Annotated in this window: 18 protein-coding genes, 3 tRNA genes and 1 pseudogene; 17 read left to right on the plus strand and 5 right to left on the minus strand. The window is 50.0% G+C overall.

Annotation, left to right across the window (positions count from 1 at the left end):
* The first annotated feature begins 155 nt into the window (after nucleotides 1-155).
* From fliA to sdiA, 7 genes are all read left to right on the plus strand, one after another.
* On the plus strand, nucleotides 156-875 hold the full coding sequence (gene fliA / locus OGX95_RS09500; protein WP_005127740.1) for an RNA polymerase sigma factor FliA: 720 nt from the start codon (nucleotides 156-158) through the stop codon (nucleotides 873-875).
* A 57-nt stretch (nucleotides 876-932) separates the two neighbouring features.
* Nucleotides 933-1,484: a flagella biosynthesis regulatory protein FliZ gene (fliZ, locus tag OGX95_RS09505; protein WP_040232441.1), complete on the plus strand. Its 552-nt coding sequence runs from the start codon at nucleotides 933-935 to the stop codon at nucleotides 1,482-1,484.
* Between the two features lie 225 nt (nucleotides 1,485-1,709).
* A complete protein-coding gene (gene tcyJ / locus OGX95_RS09510; RefSeq protein ID WP_286629249.1) occupies nucleotides 1,710-2,510 on the plus strand; it encodes a cystine ABC transporter substrate-binding protein in 801 nt (266 codons plus the stop codon).
* A 155-nt stretch (nucleotides 2,511-2,665) separates the two neighbouring features.
* Complete coding sequence (gene dcyD / locus OGX95_RS09515; RefSeq protein WP_286629250.1) at nucleotides 2,666-3,652, plus strand: D-cysteine desulfhydrase; 987 nt, start codon at nucleotides 2,666-2,668, stop codon at nucleotides 3,650-3,652.
* Between the two features lie 21 nt (nucleotides 3,653-3,673).
* A complete protein-coding gene (tcyL, locus tag OGX95_RS09520) occupies nucleotides 3,674-4,342 on the plus strand; it encodes a cystine ABC transporter permease (RefSeq protein WP_061068102.1) in 669 nt (222 codons plus the stop codon).
* On the plus strand, nucleotides 4,339-5,091 hold the full coding sequence (gene tcyN, locus OGX95_RS09525; RefSeq protein WP_286629251.1) for an L-cystine ABC transporter ATP-binding protein TcyN: 753 nt from the start codon (nucleotides 4,339-4,341) through the stop codon (nucleotides 5,089-5,091). The genes tcyL and tcyN overlap by 4 nt, the downstream gene beginning before the upstream one ends.
* Before the next feature lie 231 nt (nucleotides 5,092-5,322).
* Complete coding sequence (gene sdiA, locus OGX95_RS09530) at nucleotides 5,323-6,045, plus strand: quorum-sensing transcriptional regulator SdiA (RefSeq protein ID WP_286629252.1); 723 nt, start codon at nucleotides 5,323-5,325, stop codon at nucleotides 6,043-6,045.
* Between the two features lie 66 nt (nucleotides 6,046-6,111).
* Here sdiA and OGX95_RS09535 read toward each other — a convergent pair whose 3' ends face one another.
* The 3 genes and pseudogenes from OGX95_RS09535 to OGX95_RS23005 form a co-directional block, all read right to left on the minus strand.
* Complete coding sequence (locus OGX95_RS09535) at nucleotides 6,112-6,336, minus strand: DUF2594 family protein (protein WP_005127733.1); 225 nt, start codon at nucleotides 6,334-6,336, stop codon at nucleotides 6,112-6,114.
* The gene (locus OGX95_RS09540; protein ID WP_137378369.1) at nucleotides 6,333-6,446 is read right to left on the minus strand and encodes a hypothetical protein; all 114 of its coding nucleotides are present in this window, start codon (nucleotides 6,444-6,446) and stop codon (nucleotides 6,333-6,335) included. Before OGX95_RS09540 ends, OGX95_RS09535 begins: the two co-directional genes overlap by 4 nt.
* A pseudogene (locus OGX95_RS23005) lies at nucleotides 6,413-6,499 on the minus strand (hypothetical protein); the annotation flags it as partial. The gene OGX95_RS09540 and the pseudogene OGX95_RS23005, both read right to left, overlap by 34 nt.
* Before the next feature lie 297 nt (nucleotides 6,500-6,796).
* On the opposite strand from OGX95_RS23005, the gene uvrY reads away from it, so the two are divergent.
* The 6 genes from uvrY to OGX95_RS09570 all read left to right on the plus strand — a co-directional run bounded on the left by uvrY (nucleotide 6,797) and on the right by OGX95_RS09570 (nucleotide 10,338).
* Nucleotides 6,797-7,453 carry a UvrY/SirA/GacA family response regulator transcription factor gene (gene uvrY / locus OGX95_RS09545; RefSeq protein WP_137381533.1) on the plus strand — a complete coding sequence of 219 codons (657 nt, stop codon included), beginning with the start codon at nucleotides 6,797-6,799 and terminating at the stop codon, nucleotides 7,451-7,453.
* A complete protein-coding gene (gene uvrC / locus OGX95_RS09550; protein ID WP_286629253.1) occupies nucleotides 7,450-9,282 on the plus strand; it encodes an excinuclease ABC subunit UvrC in 1,833 nt (610 codons plus the stop codon). The genes uvrY and uvrC overlap by 4 nt, the downstream gene beginning before the upstream one ends.
* Before the next feature lie 55 nt (nucleotides 9,283-9,337).
* Nucleotides 9,338-9,886 (plus strand): CDP-diacylglycerol--glycerol-3-phosphate 3-phosphatidyltransferase, encoded by a 549-nt coding sequence (gene pgsA, locus OGX95_RS09555; protein WP_003030490.1) that lies wholly within the window; start codon nucleotides 9,338-9,340, stop codon nucleotides 9,884-9,886.
* 151 nt (nucleotides 9,887-10,037) lie between these two features.
* Nucleotides 10,038-10,113: transfer RNA gene (locus OGX95_RS09560), tRNA-Gly, on the plus strand.
* 52 nt (nucleotides 10,114-10,165) lie between these two features.
* A tRNA-Cys gene (locus OGX95_RS09565) sits at nucleotides 10,166-10,239 on the plus strand.
* A 12-nt stretch (nucleotides 10,240-10,251) separates the two neighbouring features.
* Nucleotides 10,252-10,338, plus strand: a tRNA-Leu gene (locus OGX95_RS09570).
* Between the two features lie 168 nt (nucleotides 10,339-10,506).
* On the opposite strand, the gene OGX95_RS09575 is transcribed toward OGX95_RS09570, so the two are convergent.
* On the minus strand, nucleotides 10,507-10,851 hold the full coding sequence (locus OGX95_RS09575; protein ID WP_286629254.1) for a hypothetical protein: 345 nt from the start codon (nucleotides 10,849-10,851) through the stop codon (nucleotides 10,507-10,509).
* A 216-nt stretch (nucleotides 10,852-11,067) separates the two neighbouring features.
* On the opposite strand from OGX95_RS09575, the gene OGX95_RS09580 reads away from it, so the two are divergent.
* The gene (locus OGX95_RS09580) at nucleotides 11,068-11,538 is read left to right on the plus strand and encodes an SRPBCC family protein (RefSeq protein WP_286629255.1); all 471 of its coding nucleotides are present in this window, start codon (nucleotides 11,068-11,070) and stop codon (nucleotides 11,536-11,538) included.
* A 122-nt stretch (nucleotides 11,539-11,660) separates the two neighbouring features.
* Here OGX95_RS09580 and OGX95_RS09585 read toward each other — a convergent pair whose 3' ends face one another.
* Nucleotides 11,661-12,680, minus strand: a complete 1,020-nt coding sequence (locus tag OGX95_RS09585; RefSeq protein ID WP_286629256.1) for a patatin-like phospholipase family protein — start codon at nucleotides 12,678-12,680, stop codon at nucleotides 11,661-11,663.
* A gap of 323 nt (nucleotides 12,681-13,003) precedes the next feature.
* Here OGX95_RS09585 and OGX95_RS09590 point away from each other — a divergent pair, with 323 nt between their 5' ends.
* From OGX95_RS09590 to OGX95_RS09600, 3 genes are read left to right on the plus strand one after another with little or no spacing between them, the layout of a single operon-like run.
* A complete protein-coding gene (locus tag OGX95_RS09590) occupies nucleotides 13,004-14,146 on the plus strand; it encodes a transglutaminase-like domain-containing protein (protein WP_286629257.1) in 1,143 nt (380 codons plus the stop codon).
* A complete protein-coding gene (locus OGX95_RS09595) occupies nucleotides 14,124-14,480 on the plus strand; it encodes a mercuric transporter MerT family protein (RefSeq protein ID WP_202038371.1) in 357 nt (118 codons plus the stop codon). Before OGX95_RS09590 ends, OGX95_RS09595 begins: the two co-directional genes overlap by 23 nt.
* Complete coding sequence (locus OGX95_RS09600; RefSeq protein ID WP_286629258.1) at nucleotides 14,477-14,758, plus strand: heavy-metal-associated domain-containing protein; 282 nt, start codon at nucleotides 14,477-14,479, stop codon at nucleotides 14,756-14,758. The genes OGX95_RS09595 and OGX95_RS09600 overlap by 4 nt, the downstream gene beginning before the upstream one ends.
* The last annotated feature ends 9 nt before the right edge of the window (nucleotides 14,759-14,767 follow it).

Consider the following 14,767-nt stretch of genomic DNA (forward strand, 5'->3'; position numbering starts at 1 on the left):
TTATCGCGCAAACCCCGCTCCGGCGGGGTTTTTTACATTCCGCTTTACCCGTAACCCCCAAATAACCCCCCATTTCACCCACTATTCACCCGATTAAAACCCCTGCAGAAACGGATAATCATGCCGATAACTCATTTAACGCAGGGCTGTTTATCGTGAATTCACTGTATACCGCTGAAGGTGTAATGGATAAACACTCGCTGTGGCAGCGTTATGTACCGTTGGTGCGTCACGAAGCATTGCGCCTTCAGGTGCGCTTGCCGGCGAGCGTGGAACTGGATGACCTGCTACAAGCGGGCGGCATCGGGTTATTGAATGCAGTTGACCGATATGACGCTTTGCAAGGAACGGCATTTACCACTTACGCAGTGCAGCGTATTCGTGGGGCTATGCTGGATGAACTACGCAGCCGGGACTGGGTGCCGCGTAGCGTTCGGCGCAATGCCCGCGAAGTGGCACAGGCGATGGGGCAACTGGAGCAGGAATTAGGGCGCAACGCGACGGAAACTGAAGTGGCGGAGCGTCTGGGTATCCCTGTACAAGAGTATCGTCAGATGTTGCTTGATACCAATAACAGCCAACTCTTCTCATACGACGAGTGGCGGGAAGAGCATGGCGATAGTATTGAGCTGGTGACAGAAGAACATCAGCAAGAAAACCCGTTACAACAGCTTCTTGAGGGGAACCTCCGTCAGCGCGTGATGGATGCGATTGACGCATTGCCGGAGCGCGAGAAGTTGGTATTGACGCTGTACTATCAGGAAGAGCTGAATCTGAAAGAGATTGGTGCTGTTCTGGAAGTCGGCGAATCACGGGTCAGTCAGTTGCACAGCCAGGCTATCAAACGTCTACGCACCAAGCTGGGTAAGCTATAAGGGGTAAGCTTTGCCCCTGAACAATGCCGCATAACGTATTGACTACCAGGAGTTCTCATGACGGTGCAGCAATCAAAAAGACGGCCACTAAGCCGCTACCTCAAAGATTTCAAACACAGCCAGACGCATTGCGCCCATTGCTTTAAGTTGCTTGACAGGATCACGCTGGTTCGTCGCGGGCAGATTGTGAATAAGATAGCCATCTCCCGCCTGGACACGCTGCTTGATGATGCTGAATGGGCGCAGGAGAAAAAAGAGTGGGTGGCGTTATGCCGTTTCTGCGGCGATTTGCATTGCAAAGAACAAAGCGACTTCTTTGACATCATCGGCTTTAAACAATTTTTGTTTGAGCAAACCGAAATGAGCCATGGTACGGTGCGCGAATATGTTGTTCGCCTGCGTCGTCTCGGCAATCATCTGACCGAACAAAAGATTTCTCATGACCTGCTGCAGGAAGGGTTCCTCGACGAAAACCTCGCCCCGTGGTTGCCAGAAACCAGCACCAACAATTACCGCATTGCGCTACGTAAATATGAGCAGTTTAAAGCCCATACCCATATGGGGCATATGCAGAAATCCGCCTGGACAGCCAGTTCTGATATATATTAAAAACGAATAAGGTGTAACAGAGTCGTGTTTGTGAATTACGGCGAACGCTCTACACTACGCTCATATACACGTCATCCTTCAAGTTGCCTCTGTGTTGGCTGCACTCTCTCACCCCAGTCACTTACTTTAGTAAGCTCCTGGGGATTCACTCGCTTGCCGCCTTGATGCAACTCGAATGATTTTGTGTATAAATAGCAGTCACTCATGACAATATTCGGGGTAACTATGAAATTAGCACTTCTGGGACGTCAGGCGCTGATGGGTGTAATGGCTGTTGCACTTGTCGCGGGTATGAGCGCAAAAACATTTGCGGACGAAGGTCTGCTAAATAAAGTGAAAGAGCGTGGCACGCTGTTGGTGGGGCTGGAGGGGACTTATCCCCCGTTTAGTTTCCAGGGTGACGACGGCAAATTGACCGGTTTTGAAGTAGAGTTTGCCGAGGCGCTGGCTAACCACCTGGGTGTGAAAGCTTCGCTCAAGCCGACCAAATGGGACGGTATGCTGGCGTCGTTAGATTCCAAACGTATCGATGTGGTGATAAACCAGGTCACCATCTCTGACGAACGTAAGAAAAAATACGATTTCTCTACCCCGTATACGGTTTCTGGTATCCAGGCGCTGGTGAAGAAAGGTAACGAAGGCGTTATTAAGACCGCTGCGGACCTGAAAGGTAAAAAAGTCGGTGTGGGTCTGGGGACCAACTACGAAGAGTGGCTGCGTCAGAACGTGCAGGGCGTAGATATTCGTACCTATGATGATGACCCGACCAAATATCAGGATCTGCGCGTAGGCCGTATTGATGCCATTCTGGTTGACCGTCTGGCCGCGTTGGATCTGGTGAAGAAAACCAAAGACACACTGGCCGTGACCGGTGAAGCGTTCTCCCGCCAGGAATCTGGTGTGGCGCTGCGTAAAGGCAATGAAGATCTGCTGAAAGCTGTGGATGCAGCCATTGCCGATATGCAAAAAGACGGCACGCTGAAAGCCCTGTCCGAAAAATGGTTTGGAGCGGATGTGACGAAATAATCATCATCCGGATAAAAAAGGCGCCTTTAACAGCGCCTTTTTTTATTCCATTGCGCCTGAACGTGCATAATAAAAAGAACATCACAACAACTTCTACTCTCAGGCTTTTGGGCTGCTTGTCGCCCACAAGATGATGAGTAAACACCGGAGGCTCTATGCCACTGCATAACTTAACGCGCTTTCCCCGTCTGGAATTTATTGGCGCGCCAACGCCGCTCGAATATCTCCCGCGTTTCTCTGATTATCTCGGTCGCGATATTTTTATTAAACGTGATGACGTCACGCCGATGGCGATGGGCGGCAATAAACTGCGCAAACTGGAATTCCTGGCGGCGGACGCACTGCGTGAAGGCGCAGACACACTGATCACCGCAGGGGCTATCCAGTCGAACCACGTGCGCCAGACGGCGGCGGTCGCGGCGAAACTTGGGCTTCACTGTGTGGCGCTGTTGGAAAACCCGATAGGTACGACTGCGGAAAATTATCTCAGCAACGGTAACCGCCTGCTGCTGGATCTGTTCAATACCCAGATTGAAATGTGTGATGCGCTGACCGATCCGAATGCGCAGCTTCAGGAACTGGCGACGCGGATTGAAGCGCAGGGGTTCCGCCCGTATGTGATCCCGGTTGGCGGTTCTAACGCGTTGGGCGCATTGGGTTATGTCGAAAGTGCGCTGGAAATTGCTCAACAGTGTGAAGGTGCAGTAGAACTTTCATCCGTCGTGGTGGCGTCGGGCAGTGCAGGAACGCACGCCGGGTTGGCGGTAGGGCTGGAACAATTGATGCCGAACGTTGAGCTTATCGGTGTCACCGTTTCACGCAGCGTTGCTGACCAAAAACCAAAAGTCGTTGCGCTTCAGCAGGCAATTGCCAGTGAACTGGAGCTGACCGCGGCGGCAGATATTTTACTGTGGGATGAATACTTTGCGCCGGGTTACGGTACGCCAAATGAAGAAGGCATGGAGGCAGTAAAACTGTTGGCACGTCTGGAAGGCATCTTGTTGGATCCGGTGTATACGGGTAAAGCGATGGCAGGCCTGATTGACGGTATCAGCCAGAAACGCTTTAAAGATGAAGGGCCAATCCTCTTTATTCATACCGGTGGGGCACCTGCGTTGTTTGCCTACCATCCACATGTATGACAACCAGGTAGAAAAATATACATGCAAGAAAGTATCCAACTGGTCATTGATTCGCTGCCGTATCTGCTGAAAGGGGCGGTATTTACGCTCCAACTGAGTATCGGCGGGATGTTTTTTGGCCTGGTGCTGGGGTTCATCCTGGCGCTAATGCGTTTGTCGTCACTGTTGCCGGTGCGCTGGCTGGCGCGCTTTTATATCTCTATCTTTCGCGGCACACCGTTAATTGCCCAGCTGTTTATGATCTATTACGGTCTGCCGCAGTTTGGTATTGAGCTGGATCCGATCCCGGCAGCAATGATCGGTCTGTCGCTGAATACCGCGGCTTACGCGGCAGAAACGCTGCGTGCAGCTATCTCCTCCATTGACAAAGGTCAGTGGGAAGCCGGGGCGAGTATCGGTATGACGCCGTGGCAGACGATGCGCAGGGCGATTCTACCGCAGGCTGCACGCGTGGCATTACCGCCGCTGAGCAACAGTTTTATCAGTCTGGTGAAAGACACATCACTGGCCGCGACCATCCAGGTACCGGAACTGTTCCGCCAGGCGCAGCTGATTACTTCACGCACGCTGGAGGTGTTTACCATGTATCTGGCGGCCTCGCTGATTTACTGGGTCATGGCGACGGTGCTTTCTGCGCTGCAGAACTATTTTGAAGAACAGCTCAACCGCCAGGAGAGAGATCCGAAATGAGTGCTATTGAAGTCAGAAACCTGGTGAAAAAATTTCACGGGCAAACGGTACTGCACGGCATTGATCTGGACGTTAAGCCTGGTGAAGTCGTGGCGATTATTGGGCCGAGCGGTTCAGGCAAAACCACGCTGCTGCGCAGTATAAATTTGCTGGAACAGCCAGAGGCGGGCACCATCAAGGTTGGAGACATTATCATTGATACCGCACGTTCCTTAAACCAGCAGAAAGGACTGATTCGCCAGTTGCGCCAGCATGTCGGGTTTGTGTTCCAGAACTTTAATTTATTTCCACATCGCACGGTGCTGGAAAACATTATTGAAGGTCCGGTAATTGTGAAGGGAGAACCGAAGGCGGAAGCGACAGCACGTGCGCGTGAACTTCTGGCAAAGGTTGGGCTTGCGGGTAAAGAGAGCAGCTATCCTCGCCGGTTATCCGGCGGTCAGCAGCAGCGCGTCGCCATTGCACGGGCGCTGGCTATGCGTCCGGAAGTGATTCTTTTTGATGAGCCTACCTCTGCGCTTGATCCGGAACTGGTTGGCGAAGTGCTTAATACTATTCGTCAACTGGCGCTGGAAAAACGCACCATGGTCATTGTGACACATGAAATGAGCTTTGCGCGTGACGTTGCTGACCGGGCGATATTTATGGATCAGGGCAAGATAGTGGAACAGGGGCCTGCAAAATCCTTATTTACGCATCCACAGCAACCACGAACCCGTCAGTTTCTTGAAAAGTTCCTGATGCAATAAACGGTTAGAGAGTACTCATCGAAATTATTTTTTTGGTGAGTGCTTGTTGCATAACTATTTATAATTGCTGATTTATTATTATTGCTTCATCCTGCCAGCATTGTGGGCTGTTACGTTACACTCAAGTAATTTCTTATTTGTCCGATAATTTGCATATATAAAATACATTTATGTGTTAGCTTGTTTCATACATTTGGATGATTATCAATCTCAGGGGCATTACCACTTAGTATGCAGGATCATGATTTCTTCACCTGGCGACGGAGCATGCTGTTACGCTTTCAGGAAATGGCGGCGGCAGAGGATGTCTATAACGAATTACAACATCAGACGCAGCACTTAGAGTTCGACTTTTATGCGCTCTGCGTCCGGCATCCCGTACCCTTTACCCGACCTAAAACGGTACTTCATACGACGTATCCCAAAGCATGGGTCGCACATTATCAATCAGAAAATTATTTCGCTATCGATCCGGTACTGAAACCCGAAAACTTCAGTCAGGGCCACTTACCGTGGGATGACACCTTGTTCCGTGACGCACAGCCGCTGTGGGATGCTGCACGTAATCACGGTCTGCGCAAGGGGATGACGCAGTGCCTGATGTTGCCAAACCGGGCGCTGGGCTTTTTGTCTGTGTCACGTGCGAGTTTGCGTAATAGTCGCTTTGCGCAGGATGAAGTCGAGCTCAGGATGCAACTGCTGGTACGAGAAAGTCTGTCAGTACTTATGCGGCTGGAAGATGACATGGTTATGGCGCCGGAGATGCGTTTTAGCAAGCGCGAAAAAGAGATTCTGAAATGGACCGCTGAGGGGAAAACCTCTTCCGAGATAGCAATGATTCTGTCGATCTCTGAAAATACCGTTAACTTTCATCAGAAGAATATGCAGAAGAAGTTTAACGCGCCAAACAAAACACAGATTGCCTGTTATGCCGCCGCAACGGGACTTATCTGAATAAAATGTCGTTCTGAGTGTCAGACGCAAAACCGGCTGAGAGCATCGCTGTCAGCCGGTTTCTTATCACTGACGATAGGCCTGTTTAATTTGTTTAACAGTGCTGGTAAATACCGCGGCCTGTGTTTCATCCTCAATCAGCGCGATCTGTTTTTCCATTTTAAGAATCACGCGTCCTGCATCGGCTTGTCCCATTGCCTGCAGCATCAGCGTTAACATGGCCTTCAGGCAGGTGACTTCATTAGCCAGTTCTTGATTATTCTCAGCAGTGGAAAAATCAGGCGTACTCATTTATTTTCCTCGTTATGTTTCAATGAAAAAGTGCGATGGCAAACGTCAAGGCGGCGGAGTATACCATAAGCTCGGCTAAAAATATCTGAGGTTGTTTTTTGCGCAAACAAAACCCAATGAGATTAAAATAAACAAGATGTTGCAGTGCATATATTTTCTCCATTCTTTGTTTATTTCGAGTATTTTACTCGTTAATTATTGTTACAAGCTTACCTTCCTATTTAGCATTCAGCGTAAGAATATGAATTTTTTGTCACTATTCTGAAACAGCTATGCAGATATAACCGTGGGCAAAAGCCCTTCAGTCATGAAAGTTTCCACGGTTCGTACAAACTAATTTCCAAAAACGAGAGCAAAATCGAAAGTCGGGTGTTTTTTAGATTTCAAAGTTGAGATAAAACCCGTTAACATAGGACCGATTAACTATCGGTAGCGTTATCCCTATTCTGGAGATATTCCTTTGATCAACGTTTTTCTTGTTGATGACCACGAACTGGTGCGCGCAGGGATACGACGCATTCTGGAAGATATAAAAGGCATTAAAGTTGTCGGCGAGGCGTGCTGCGGCGAGGATGCGGTCAAATGGTGCCGCGCTAACGCCGTCGATGTTGTGCTGATGGACATGAATATGCCCGGTATTGGCGGTCTGGAGGCGACCCGCAAAATTGCGCGTTCTTCGGCTGACATTAAAGTGATCATGTTGACTGTTCATACCGAAAACCCGTTGCCGGCAAAAGTTATGCAGGCGGGAGCCGCGGGCTATCTCAGTAAGGGGGCTGCCCCTCAGGAAGTCGTGAGTGCGATTCGTTCGGTTTTTTCCGGACAGCGCTACATTGCTTCCGATATTGCTCAGCAAATGGCGCTTAGCCAGATTGAGCCAGAGAAAACGGAAACCCCGTTTGCCAGTTTGTCTGAACGCGAGTTGCAGATTATGCTGATGATCACCAAAGGCCAGAAGGTCAATGAGATCTCAGAGCAACTGAATCTTAGTCCCAAAACAGTGAACAGCTATCGCTATCGAATGTTCAGTAAATTAAACATTCATGGCGATGTGGAGCTGACTCACCTGGCAATTCGCCATGGCCTGTGTAATGCGGAGACATTAACAAGCCTGTGACCGATCAGTTCGATGCGAAAGCGTTTCTGAAAACTGTGACCAGCCAGCCTGGTGTCTATCGTATGTACGATACCGCCGGGACGGTTATCTATGTCGGTAAAGCGAAAGACCTGAAAAAACGGCTCTCCAGCTATTTCCGCAGCAACCTCGCGTCGCGTAAAACCGAAGCGCTGGTGGCACAAATTCAACAGATTGATGTCACGGTGACGCACACCGAAACTGAAGCATTATTGCTTGAGCACAATTACATCAAGTTGTATCAACCGCGCTATAACGTATTACTGCGCGATGATAAATCCTATCCCTTTATTTTCCTGAGTGGTGATACCCACCCGCGTCTGGCGACGCATCGCGGTGCGAAGCATGCTAAAGGTGAATACTTTGGACCCTTTCCTAACGGTTATGCCGTCCGTGAAACGCTGGCGTTATTGCAGAAAATTTTCCCAATACGTCAGTGCGAAAATAGCGTTTATCGCAACCGTTCACGCCCCTGCTTGCAATATCAGATTGGCCGATGCCTTGGGCCATGTGTCGCCGGTCTGGTGAGTGAAGAAGAGTACGCGCAGCAGGTTGACTATGTACGGCTGTTTTTATCCGGCAAAGACGATCAGGTATTAACGCAATTGATCGCCCGGATGGAGAAGGCCAGCCAGAACCTTGAGTTTGAAGAGGCCGCACGCATCCGTGACCAAATTCAGGCCGTTCGCCGTGTCACTGAAAAACAGTTTGTCTCCAATACTGGCGACGATCTGGATGTTATCGGGGTGGCATTTGATGCCGGAATGGCCTGCGTACACGTCTTGTTCATTCGTCAGGGCAAAGTGTTAGGCAGTCGCAGCTATTTTCCTAAAGTACCAGGGGGAACGGAACTGGGCGAAGTGGTTGAAACCTTCGTTGGGCAGTTCTATTTGCAGGGTAGCCAGGTGCGTACTTTGCCTGGTGAGATCCTGCTTGATTTCAATCTTAGCGATAAGACGCTGTTGGCTGACTCTTTGTCTGAGCTGGCCGGGAGGAAGATTAACGTCCAGACGAAGCCGCGAGGCGATCGCGCCCGATATTTGAAGCTGGCGCGTACCAATGCGGCTACGGCGTTAACGACCAGGCTTTCCCAGCAGTCAACGATTACCCAGCGTCTGACGGCGCTGGCATCCGTGCTGAAACTGCCTGCGGTGAAACGCATGGAGTGTTTTGACATTAGCCACACGATGGGGGAGCAGACCGTTGCCTCCTGCGTGGTTTTTGACGCTAACGGGCCGCTGCGCGCAGAGTATCGTCGCTATAACATTACGGGTATTACGCCGGGTGATGATTACGCGGCGATGAACCAGGTACTGCGTCGGCGTTACGGTAAGGCAATAGAAGAAAGTAAGATCCCGGATGTTATTTTGATCGACGGCGGTAAAGGCCAGCTAGGGCAGGCGAAAGCGGTTTTTGCTGAACTGGACGTGCCCTGGGATAAACAGCACCCTCTGTTACTGGGGGTGGCAAAAGGGGCAGATCGCAAAGCAGGCCTGGAAACCCTTTTTTTTGAACCGGAAGGTGAGGGTTTTAGCCTGCCGCCAGACTCCCCTGCGTTGCACGTTATTCAGCATATCCGCGATGAGTCTCACGATCATGCTATTAGTGGACACCGTAAAAAACGGGCGAAGGTGAAAAGCACCAGCACGCTGGAAACCATCGAAGGCGTTGGACCTAAGCGCCGACAAATGTTGCTGAAGTATATGGGGGGTTTGCAAGGGCTTCGTAACGCCAGTGTCGAAGAAATTGCAAAAGTGCCGGGTATTTCGCAAGCTCTGGCAGAAAAGATCTTCTACTCGTTGAAACATTAGGTCCTCTGTAGCAACATAGGGGTAATTTCACTGACAACAGATAGTTATCCGTCATATGCAATTTAATATCCCTACATTGCTCACGCTGTTTCGCGTCATTCTGATCCCATTCTTTGTATTGGCGTTTTATCTGCCATTTACCTGGGCTCCCTTCGTTTGTGCGCTGATTTTCTGTATCGCAGCCGTTACAGACTGGTTTGATGGTTTTCTGGCACGCCGCTGGAACCAAAGCACGCGTTTCGGGGCTTTCCTCGATCCAGTGGCAGATAAGGTTTTGGTGGCTATCGCGATGGTGCTGGTGACGGAGCACTACCACAGCTGGTGGGTGACATTGCCTGCCGCCACGATGATCGCGCGTGAAATTATCATTTCAGCACTGCGTGAATGGATGGCAGAACTTGGCAAGCGTAGCAGTGTGGCGGTGTCCTGGATCGGTAAAGTCAAAACAACATCGCAAATGGCGGCTCTGGCATGGCTGCTGTGGCGTCCAAATATCTGGGTAGAGTATGCCGGGATTGCACTTTTCTTTGTCGCCGCGATTCTGACTTTATGGTCAATGTTCCAGTATTTGAGCGCTGCACGGGGAGATTTGCTTGATCAGTGATCGTTTCGCCGCAAATTTCAGCAAACGATCGTCAGTGGTGAAAAATATCGTTGACTCATTGCGTCAGGTAAGTAGAATGCAACGCATCGAACGGCAGCACTGATTGCCAGACGATAACAAAATCAAGTGATTAACAAAGTTACTTGGTGATGCGGGAATAGCTCAGTTGGTAGAGCACGACCTTGCCAAGGTCGGGGTCGCGAGTTCGAGTCTCGTTTCCCGCTCCAAATTTAAAACATCGGCATTTGCGGATGTTTGGCTGAAAAGCCAGAAGATTTCGGCGCGTTAGCAAAGCGGTTATGTAGCGGATTGCAAATCCGTCTAGTCCGGTTCGACTCCGGAACGCGCCTCCAATTTCTTCCCGAGCCCGGATGGTGGAATCGGTAGACACAAGGGATTTAAAATCCCTCGGCGTTCGCGCTGTGTGGGTTCAAGTCCCACTCCGGGTACCATGGGAAAGAACAGAATAATCAAAGCAATAAGCAGTGTCGTGAAACCACCTACGGGTGGTTTTTTTGTGCCTGAGATTTACTGACAACAAATAGCTTGCGTCACCATACCCACCAATAACGCAAAACCGCCAAAACGCCCAATTCACCAACATGAATTAGCCCATTCGTTTATCGGCGTATAGGCGTGCTCAGCATAAACCCTCCCCGGGCCGGGTTGTTCATGAACCCATCACGGGCGGGGTTATAGTTGTGGTTCTGAAAACCGCTCATTATGAAGGGATCGTTAATGCCATCCTGAATCGCAAAGGATCTGTGGATCCGGTTACGGGCTCGGAACGTAAACGCAAAATCATCTGCTCCGCCAATCACGATAACGCCATTGCCGGCAGCTAACGCGGCACTCAACTCTTGCTCTCTTTGGGCCTGACTTTGCAATGTACCGGCTGCAACAGATGAAGACATCAACAGCAGTAGCGCAAGGACGGCGCATGAAAATACCCGTGGCAGTTTCATGATAAATACTCATAAATAATGTGGCTATTAAAGTATAGCGTTTGATGACGCGCTTATCCGGGCGGTAAACAACCATTTTCAGGCACCGGAGGCGGTGATTCCGGGAGGCCTGCCCATGTAATTAAGCACTATAATAAAAACAGCTCACAGGTGATTATGCCTGTTCGTCGCACAGGCAGGTGCCGCAGATTTTCACCCCACAGGGGAGAGAAGGTGATGGCTGACTATCAGTTTTCCACAGTCTGGCGGGTTGAGGCTTCACTGCAGGATGTCTGGGATGTTTTCTCCCACCCGGATCAGTGGCCAGAATGGTGGAGAAGCCTTGAGCGTGTTGTTGAGCTCAAGAGAGGCGATATACAGGGGGTCGGCGCGTTGCATCGTTACACCTGGAAGGGCGTGCTTCCGTATCGTTTAACCTTTGATATCAATGTATTAAGTATTTTGCAGTATTCTCTTCTTGAAGGTGCTGCCAGCGGCGAGGTTGAAGGGCACGGGGTATGGTCTTTTATTGATACCGGTAGGGAGACTATTGTCAGGTACGACTGGAATGTACGAACCACGATTCGCTGGATGAATATACTTGCCCCACTGGCGGCACCGTTATTTCGCTGGAACCACGATACGATAATGCGCGAGGGGGCGAAGGGATTAGCCCGGAAACTTGGCACCCATGTGTATATCTTTTGATTCAGAGCCTATCCCATTAGAGCTATTTTGCTTGCCATTTCGATGCCGGGCAGTGCTCAAACTGTTTGCGCCAATGGCGTCTGCTGGAATAGGTTCTTAGTCCTCTGTTCTCAGGGGCAGTTTTATCCCTGAAAGTTAAACACCCCGCCGTTGCTAACTAACAATGCGGCAATTTCATTTAACGTCTTGTCGAATGCCGCTGCATTTTGCACTCCTGCGTTACGCAGCAGTTCTAAATTCTCACGCGATGCGTTATCCAGTGTTGGATCGGCACCATATAATTCGGGTTGAAGCCTGTAATATTTCGCGTTTTTTACCGTTGAGGCGATTTGTTGTAAATAGTAGGCAGTCATCTGCGGACCGCCTTCGAGTGCGATATCGATAGCGGGTTTCGCCCAGCCAAAGGGTCCCCAGTCTTTAACCTCTGAGTATGAATAACCCTGCAGCTTTTTACCGGTACCCAGAGAGACAATGATCATGTCTTTGATGCCAGCGACGTTTGAGAACTTAATCGCCTCGGAATAGGCACACAGTGCTGGATCGTTCGCCACGACACCACCATCGACCAGGACATACTTTTGCGGCAATGGGGGAAGTGAGTAAATACGCGCTGCTTCGAAGTACGTCGGTGCTGCAGAGGTACCACGTAAAACATCTCTGACCAGAAAATCGCGTTTTTTGGCTACGGCAGAGTGTTGTTTGAAGATCACCGGAAGACGACTGCTGACATCATAAGCAACAAAGCAGGTTGGTTTTAATAATTCACTCAGTTTTGTATCACCGAAGGCTGTTTTTAATACTCGTTCCAGTTCTGTTGCCGGGTATTTTTCATCACTTACACCGCCTAATGAACTGATGGTTTTCCAAATGCCGACGTCAAAAATCTCATCGCCGTCCTGAAGATAGAAGTTGACGGCTTCCTGAGCGGAAAATTTTGGGTTTCCTGTCGCGTCGGGACACACATAGGCGGAACAGAGGATGGCACCAGTGCTGGTGCCTGCGACTAAATCGAAGTAGTCAGCGATTCTTGCTGTCGGTTTTTTGGCTCTATCTTGTAACTTCTTCTCCAGTGCGACCAATAACATACCTGGCAGGATGCCTCTGATGCCACCGCCATCAATAGACAGTATTCTCATCGCCATTTTGACTTCCTCTCAGCGTATGAAACATGAAAGCGGGATACTACATGTGGAAATGCCTGCGTTTAAATATAGACAGGTTTTGGGTGGTGTATCCTTAATAAGAATGGGGGATCCTCATGCCGTCATTACTGTACTTTCTCGCCAGTAAGTGGCTTAATGGCGGCCATATAGTTTCTTATTTCATTCACAGTTAACAGGTCTGTTATTGATGAATAACCTCCATCGACTCGCCTTTTTATGTCAGCATCTGTCTGCTGTGATGATCGCATACGGTTTTTTTCTATTCAGCCGTCGCTTAATTTTCACAATATGGACAGACAGTAATGCAACGTCGACAATTTCTCAAAAATAGCGTTCTCCTTTCCGCCGCCAGTATAGTCGGCCCTTCGGTTGTTAGCCGGACGGTACAGGCTGCTGAGCCTTCAATCATGCCGGTGGCACGTCGGCGCTTTGTGCTATCGCAAACGTATAAGCTCAACCCACCAAAGGGTTCAAGTGGTGTCGTGAAGTTGTGGATCCCATTGCCGGTTGATACTGCGTTTCAGCAAATGATAAATCTTGCTTTTAGCGGCAATTATAAGCAGGCGTATGTCACAACCAACAATATCTATGGCGCGAAAACGTTGTTTGCCAGTTGGCCCGACTCACAGGGAGAACTGCTGATCAAGGTTGACATCGACGTTGAGACAGCTGATTGGGAACCATTGCAGCATGACGCGTTAAAAAATTGGCAAGCACCGGAACAGATTACTTACCCACTGGATGCAAAACCTTATTTGCTACCAACAACGCACACCCCGATTGATGGGCTGGTCCTGGAAACAGCGCGTAAAATTACCGGTAATGAACAAGACCCGCTGAAAAAAGCTCGCCTGATATACGAATGGGTGAGCAGTCATATGGAGCGTGATAATGACGTTATCGGCTGCGGAACCGGGGATGTAGCGGAGATTTTGAAAAGCGGAAAGCTCAAGGGCAAATGCACCGATATGAGCTCCGTTTTTGTCGCCCTGGCACGAGCCAGCGGCATTCCTGCACGCGAATTGTTCGGGATTCGTCTGGGGAAAGCAAACAAGCTGGAGCGCTACTCGAAAAGCGCATTTGGCAAAGCCGATAGTGCAGGTGTTGCCGATGTAAGCGGGGGGCAGCATTGCCGTGCGGAGTTCTACCTGGCTGGCTACGGCTGGCTACCGTGTGATCCGGCCGATGTGACCAAAATGCGTCTGGCAGAGAAAAAAACGCATCAGGATGCGGACGTCCAGGCGGTGAATACCTATCTGTTTGGCAACTGGGAAATGAACTGGGTTGGCTTCAATTATGGTCGTGACTTTGAACTGTACCCGGCTACTGAGCAGGGAGCGATGAACAACTTTGGTTATCCTTATGCCGAAGTAGACGGTGACCCTATCAATTTCTATGACCCGAAAGCGTTCTCTTACAGCTATGTCGCAACAGAACAACGCTAAAGGAGCGGGATTGACCCTGCTGACGGCCGCCGCGGCTGCCGTCACTGCTGGCTTATGTTGCGTGGGACCGCTGCTGTATCTGCTGTTTGGTATTTCGGCGGCGAGCTTTGCCGTGTTCACTCAGTTTGAGTTTTTGCGCATTCCCCTGATGTTGCTGTCCTTAGGGCTATTGTTACGCGTTTTCTGGCGACTCTACTTCTCTAAAAAACTGTGGTGTTCCGGATGGCTGTCCCTGAAGCAAGCGCGCGTCCTCTACTGGTGTGCGTTGGCGCTGATCCTGCCCGTGTTGTTTTACCCTACGATCGTGGCCTGGTTTTATGAGGTGTTTGAGTGAAGATTATTACGTTAATCGCATGTTTACTGTTGCCATTGTGGGCTCAGGCTGCCAATCAGAAAGTGGTGCTGGATATACAAAATATGACCTGCTCGCTATGTGTCATTTCGGTCAATCAGGCGCTACGTGAAACCGATGGGGTGATTAAAGCCAAATCTTCGCTCAAGACCCGGCAGGCAGAGGCTATCGTCCCGGAGGGATTTTCTACCGATACGCTACTTAACGCGGTGGCGAAAACGGGATATACCGCAACGTTGAACCGTATTGAGCCACAATAAACCACCTTC

Origin of the sequence: Citrobacter sp. Cu233 (assembly GCF_030332225.1) — a bacterium.
In the GTDB taxonomy this organism is placed as follows: Bacteria; Pseudomonadota; Gammaproteobacteria; order Enterobacterales; family Enterobacteriaceae; genus Citrobacter.